Origin of the sequence: uncultured Gimesia sp. (genome assembly GCF_937910335.1) — a bacterium.
Taxonomy (GTDB): Bacteria; Planctomycetota; Planctomycetia; order Planctomycetales; family Planctomycetaceae; genus Gimesia.
On record NZ_CALEMX010000195.1, the window covers coordinates 1 to 5,999 of the forward strand.

Consider the following 5,999-nt stretch of genomic DNA (forward strand, 5'->3'; position numbering starts at 1 on the left):
AGTCTGGATCTGTTCCAGGCTCAACCCATATGGGAAATCCCGGTCTGTAGGAACTCGCAATTGATTTAACGCCTCAACTAACTGCTGCAGACGTTGAGTACTCTGTTGTCCCTGCTGACCAATAATCGGCACAAAGCCTCCTGGTAATCCCCCCTCAGCATTTCCAACACCAATCGTAAGATTCTTATGTGAGATCACAACCGGACTGATTTCCACTTCGCCGGTAACAATAACTGTTTGTGATTTTGGATTGACTACAACGCGTGCCTGCTGATGCGGTCGATCGATTCCCACTTCCATTACGGCGGCGACAAACTCGACCGGTGATTCCGTATATTGTTTGGGAATTCGAATAAAAACTCGTCCCGGCCCCTGCGCAATTGCCAACTGCTGATTGCCCGCTTCAAAACTGAATTCGGAATTAATCACGCGTGCTACTTCGCTGGCTGTATGAAAACCGGTATGCTGTTTATCGACGAGTAGAGTAATCGATCGAGTTTTACGGTCAATAAAAGGAAGCTCAAAATTCCGCTCCATCACCAGTCCATTAATTATTTTCCCGGATGCTTGTGATGTTTCATCTTCCAGAATAATGGCACCGGAACACAGACCTGCTCCCACTCCATTTCCAATTTCCGGAGTTGCCACTGGAGCGACCAGGAGTCGACCCCCGCGTAAACTTTTGGCACCCAACATGGAACTGACAAAACAATCCAGCTTTTGACCTTTGCGAATTCCACTGGCCGGAATCGTAGCTTCAATCATGACAAGCGCCACGTTATTAGCACCTGACAGATCTTTTAAATCAACAATCGGATTGTTCAAATGTTTGAGCGCTGCTGCCAGACTGCGAATGGTTGCCAGATTTTTGCTTCCATCACCCGAGCCATCCAAACCGACAATCAGGCCCATGCCGGTCAACTTGATTTCTTTCATGCCGTAAACTGTGCAGATATTCTCGACACGCGTACGCGCCCATAAGTCAGTCGCAGAATTCTGCAGGATGACTATGGAAGCAATCAGAAGCCAAACAAGTTTTTTTGACCGGGATCTCATAATATTTTCTCGTGGCTGATCAACAGCAGGACATGGAATTAAAAGGGGAAGATCAAATCGTACAATATCACTCCCCAGGGTCTTTTCGTGCTTTCATATACTTTACCTCTCTGATGTTTCACAATATCCAGATTGGCAATGTTCTCGCTTAAAGCGGTATTGTCTCGGTTCACATCTTTACTGCGTATTTCACCCGTTAATCGATACTCCCAGACATCGCGATTCGTTCGAATGCTTTTCCGGGCTTCCAGAATCAAATTTCCATTCGGGCGAATATCCACCACAATCGCGGCAATTCGATATTGGATTCCTTCGCGGTCCTCCACCTGACCTGTACTTTGCAACCGTCCTTGAAGTTGTGCATCGATCTTAGGACTGTTTAAAGCAGCAGGTGCCAGGTTGCCTGCCTCATCAATTCGCAAAAATTCCTTCAGCTCGGCCTTTAATGTCTCGGATCGATTTCGATTGTAACGCGAATCAATGGTCACACTGGACTTTTCATCAACCATGATCGAAATGATATCGTGTACCTTCACAACAATCGGCTCCGGCGCCGGAACATAGATCAGAGAATAATCCTTAACCAAAGGCGGCCTCGGAGGATCCGAATAAATATCACCTTGACCAAAAGTATTTGCCAGGGATGATGTTAACTGGATTGGGTTTGCTGAATAACCAAATTCATCCATGTTGGAAGCAATTTTTTCAGGAGACCTTGAGCGCTTGCTTCGAGTTCTTCTTTTTTCTTTCACATTTTCAGCGTCGGAAGTACCCTGGGATGATCGGATTGTCTTGGTCGGATTTGCTAACGCTGTACCTGGCACGACTGGAGCTTGTGCCTGAACAACAGAAGAATAAAACAATACGATACATCCCAGGGAAATCGCCTCCCGTAATACTGCCAACACACAATGGTGCTGGCAGATTCGCTCACTGTTTCTAATAACCCCAATGGCAGTTCGCCATTTTCTGATTTCAAATTTCATTATCGAATTCCCCCACTTCGAATGACCCGCCCAGACTGATTTCGACCCACGTCTCTGCTAATAACAGATCGTTTCGTTCCTGAACTACCGGAAATAAATTGAATCCCGGAATTACGTTGTATTCCATTAGTCGGACGATAGTTCACTTCAGCCTGGTTATATCCTATGATGGTCGCCGTTAATCGATCTCGACCTTCCAGCGCGATCAGCGTAATGGGATCACCCATACCACCCGTGCCGCGCGCTCGCATTTCTCTTTTCACCGAAATGGCGCCCCGTCGTGCAGAAACCGTCACGATCGCACCATCGCGAATCAGAGGCACTTTTATCAAATCCTGGCTTCGCACTATGTTTGACTGATGCACCGTACGTGTGAGTTCCCTGCCGATCACCAGTCGGGGGTCAGTAATACCTGCTTGATTTTGCTCGGGTTTGATCCAGATGAGATCATCCGCTCGAATCACAGTTCCTTTGTTCAACGTATATTTTGTAGCCAGGATTTCAGGAACTTTCTGCAGTCGGCAGTAAATACGGGCCTGACTGCTTGATCCGCTGGAATCGCTTAATTTTAAAGCCACTTCCTGTTCTGTCTCTTCAGTACTTGCCAATCCGGGAAAACGAAAAGAGTCTGCTCGACTCTTGAGGACCAACCCAATATCTTCGGGATGAATCCGCACAGTGACTGAGTAGTGGCTCTGATCGGAGAAAGAACGTTTCACCCATTCAGAAAGGGCCCGTTCTACTTTTTCTTCGGCCGTTTTTACATCGTGTTGTGTTGCAACGGGAGTTCGGGTCTCACGTTGTTCTGACTGCTTCAGACTGACGCGAACCTGACTTTTTCCTGTCAGTTCCAGCTGGCTCAGATCGACTCCCAAAGCCTGCAAGCGACTTCGAATTTGAGAAATCGTGATCAACAAAGTGCGCCCCTGAGCGGGCGCTGGCTGTAATGACATCGCTTCCATGCGGGCAACCTGATCTGCATCGGCGTTCAAAACATCCGCAACATCTCCCAGTCGCACAACCGGTGAGTCAACAACAGCTGTCGCCTTCAGACGCAGAATCTCTGCGTGCAGTACGCCCCCGCTGCTAAAACAGCAGATGACCGGCGTTACACTCAAAAGCAAATTGATCCAGTAGCGACTCATAAATACTAACTTTGTAATAATGATTCGATGTTTTGTTTTCAGATTAGAAACGACGCATATTGGCAACAGTTTGCAAAGCCTGGTCAGCGGCTTGAACAACCTGACTGTTCAATTCAAAATTTCGCTGAGTTTTGATCAGTTCTACTAATTCGCGAACCGGTTCTACATTGGATTGCTCGAGAAACCCCTGACGCAATTGTCCGCGACCTTCTGTTCCGGGATCCCCAATTTGAGCATTGCCTGAACCCGTTGTTTCTGCAAACAGATTGTCTCCCTGACGCAGCAGACCCTGGTTATTAATAAACCTCGCAATTTGGATATTGCCGGCAGTCTGAATCTGATTGGATCCCTGTTGCTGATAACTTACAACACCATCGCCGGAAATCGAAACATTGACCGCATCCTGTGGGATCGAGATATTCGGTTCAAGCAGGTAACCTTTATCTGCAGAGGCCATTACCATGTTGCCATTGGCATTCAGTGTAAAATTTCCGGCGCGTGTGTATAACGTTTGAGTTCCATCATTTACCTGAAAAAAACCATCGCCGACTATCGCCAGGTCATAGGTACCACTTGAGGTCACAAGTGACCCCTGACTAAAGTCTCCTTCCGTACTTTGGACCCGCGTTCCCATACCAAGACTGATTCCGGTCGGAGTGATATTACCGGCGTTGTCCTGCACTCCGGGCAATTTGAAGTGTTCATAGAACAGGTCTTCAAAATTGGCGCGACTTTGCTTGTAGGCAGTCGTCCCCGAGTTAGCCAGATTATTGGCAATCATATCGAGATTAAAACTGTTGGCGGACATTCCCGTGGCACTGGTATAGAGGGCTCTTACTCCCATGTGTTGTCTCCTTACTCCCTCAATTTCTGTAATCGGTTACAGCAGATTCTATTGATGTAAAAAAGTGTGTCCCTAACGACGAGGCATGCTTTGCAGCAAACGTCCCAAAGAATCATCCTGTAACTTAATCATATTGATATTGGATTCAAACATTCTGGATGTCGTCACCAGTTCCATCATTTCTTCGATTGAATTGGTTCCGGAAGCTTCCAGAGTACCCTGCTTAATACTGACGGAATCATTGACTCCTGAAATGCGTCCTTCAGTTGAATACAGGCCGTTACCATTTTTTACTAATTCGTCCAGAGAGCTCGGCATCACGACGGCCACCTGAGCGATTGATCCCAGCGACTGCCCGTTCGCATCAAAGGGAGTCAGTACGCCATCTGTAGAAAATTCGATCCGAGTCGTTCCGTTAGGAATTTCGATCTCTTTTTCATCGACTGACAGAACCGGTAAACCTTGATCGGCAGTGACGAGCAGACCATCGGGGTCGATTGAAAGGGAGCCATTGCGTGTTAGAAAAGAATCTTGTGAGCTGCCTACCTGAAAGAAGCCCTGACCTTGAATCGCTAAATCCAGATCGCCATCTGTTGTAATAAACGAACCTGGTTCAAAGTCGGTACGAATCGTTTCCAGAGAGATGCCACCGGTGTGATTTTCCAGATCACCGGGCAGTGGCGCGCTGAGACCACCTTGTTGCTCATCGAAAGGTGGGTTCATGCGAAAAATAGGAACGTCACGCTTAAACGACGTCGTATTCGCATTCGCCATATTGTTGGATAGCACATCAAGCCTCACCGAATTTGCATCGGCTCCTTGTGCTGAGAGGTACATGCCGTAAATCATCTTGATACCTGACTTGATCCACTGCCGGTGAATTCAAAAACTTCCGACAACGAGAACAATGAGTTTCGATAGACAGTTCCCCCCATTTATCTATCGGATCGATATAACAGGTATCTTTAATGTAATCCTTAAATATCGGCCACTCCCCCTATTTTCACACTCGGGCGAAAAACGAGACAGGAACGTCTTAATGCACGAAAGTAAACTAATCTGGAAGCAATACACCATCATATCTGGTGCTGGAACGCTGTCACATTACTTTAGAAAGCTAAGGAAATGGCGAGGGGCAGTGGTAAGGTGAGACTTCAAACGGACATTACAGAAAAAAGCAGCAACTTGATTACAACGACAGAACAGAGCCATTAATGGAATTCAATCAATCTCTCTCAGCGAAATAATCAAACCAGCTGCTTGTTTACGAGGCGAACCTCTTCAATTCTCTTATAAACCACAACTCTGAACCGGAACAGTTTCTACTTCAAATTCACAGAGTAATTTTTGTACTTCTGCACGATTCACTTGCACATCACTAGGCGCTTCCACTCCCAGGCGAACTCGATTCCCCTTGACTGAAAGCACTTTGATAGAGATGTTGTCATTGATCAGAATCTCTTCATCCTTGCGTCTTGTGAGCACTAACATTGGTGAACTCCTTTCTTCAGAGCACATTCCTTTGATACATTTAACAGGCCCTACACTCACGAACCAGGAATCTTTTCCCAACTCACAATATTATACGCAGCAAACCTGGTTCCAGTGAGAAGAATAATCAGAAAAATTAAAATATTTATAATAACCCTTAAAGTTGAATGAACTTCTTTTCAGATCACAGTTCATCAAACTACCTATTTTAAAATTGCGAAATCACCTAACGCAAGATCATACATCATTGTTCAAATACACGTGTAGCAATTTGCAACAATGCGTCAAACGTATCCTCAGTGGCCAAACCAAACCGCTCAGCAAATTCGACATAAGATCCTCATAAGAAGATAGCCGATAAACTCTGATATCACATAGTTTCAGAGATCGATTCTCATTCGACAGGCTTTAGGGAGGAGTTCACCTCACCATGTCTCTTTTTCACAATCCATTTTCCACTCAATCTTTCAGCGGGAT

At 46.1% G+C, this 5,999-nt stretch carries 6 protein-coding genes; all 6 read right to left on the minus strand.

From position 1 onward, the window contains the following. Positions 1-1,056: flagellar basal body P-ring protein FlgI (locus Q0668_RS07315; protein WP_298862060.1), on the minus strand; the 1,056-nt coding region annotated here is incomplete at its 3' end. Positions 1,057-1,094: 38 nt separating this feature from the next. Continuing rightward, entirely contained in the window at positions 1,095-2,042 is a 948-nt protein-coding gene (locus Q0668_RS07320) for a flagellar basal body L-ring protein FlgH (protein ID WP_298862063.1), read from the minus strand. Next, on the minus strand, positions 2,042-3,187 hold the full coding sequence (gene flgA / locus Q0668_RS07325; RefSeq protein WP_298862066.1) for a flagellar basal body P-ring formation chaperone FlgA: 1,146 nt from the start codon (positions 3,185-3,187) through the stop codon (positions 2,042-2,044). The genes Q0668_RS07320 and flgA overlap by 1 nt, the downstream gene beginning before the upstream one ends. A 43-nt stretch (positions 3,188-3,230) precedes the next feature. After that, complete coding sequence (gene flgG, locus Q0668_RS07330; protein ID WP_298862069.1) at positions 3,231-4,031, minus strand: flagellar basal-body rod protein FlgG; 801 nt, start codon at positions 4,029-4,031, stop codon at positions 3,231-3,233. Between the two features lie 72 nt (positions 4,032-4,103). After that, on the minus strand, positions 4,104-4,880 hold the full coding sequence (locus Q0668_RS07335; protein ID WP_298862072.1) for a flagellar hook-basal body protein: 777 nt from the start codon (positions 4,878-4,880) through the stop codon (positions 4,104-4,106). Between the two features lie 441 nt (positions 4,881-5,321). Continuing rightward, the gene (csrA, locus tag Q0668_RS07340; RefSeq protein ID WP_298862075.1) at positions 5,322-5,522 is read right to left on the minus strand and encodes a carbon storage regulator CsrA; all 201 of its coding nucleotides are present in this window, start codon (positions 5,520-5,522) and stop codon (positions 5,322-5,324) included. Positions 5,523-5,999: the final 477 nt, after the last annotated feature.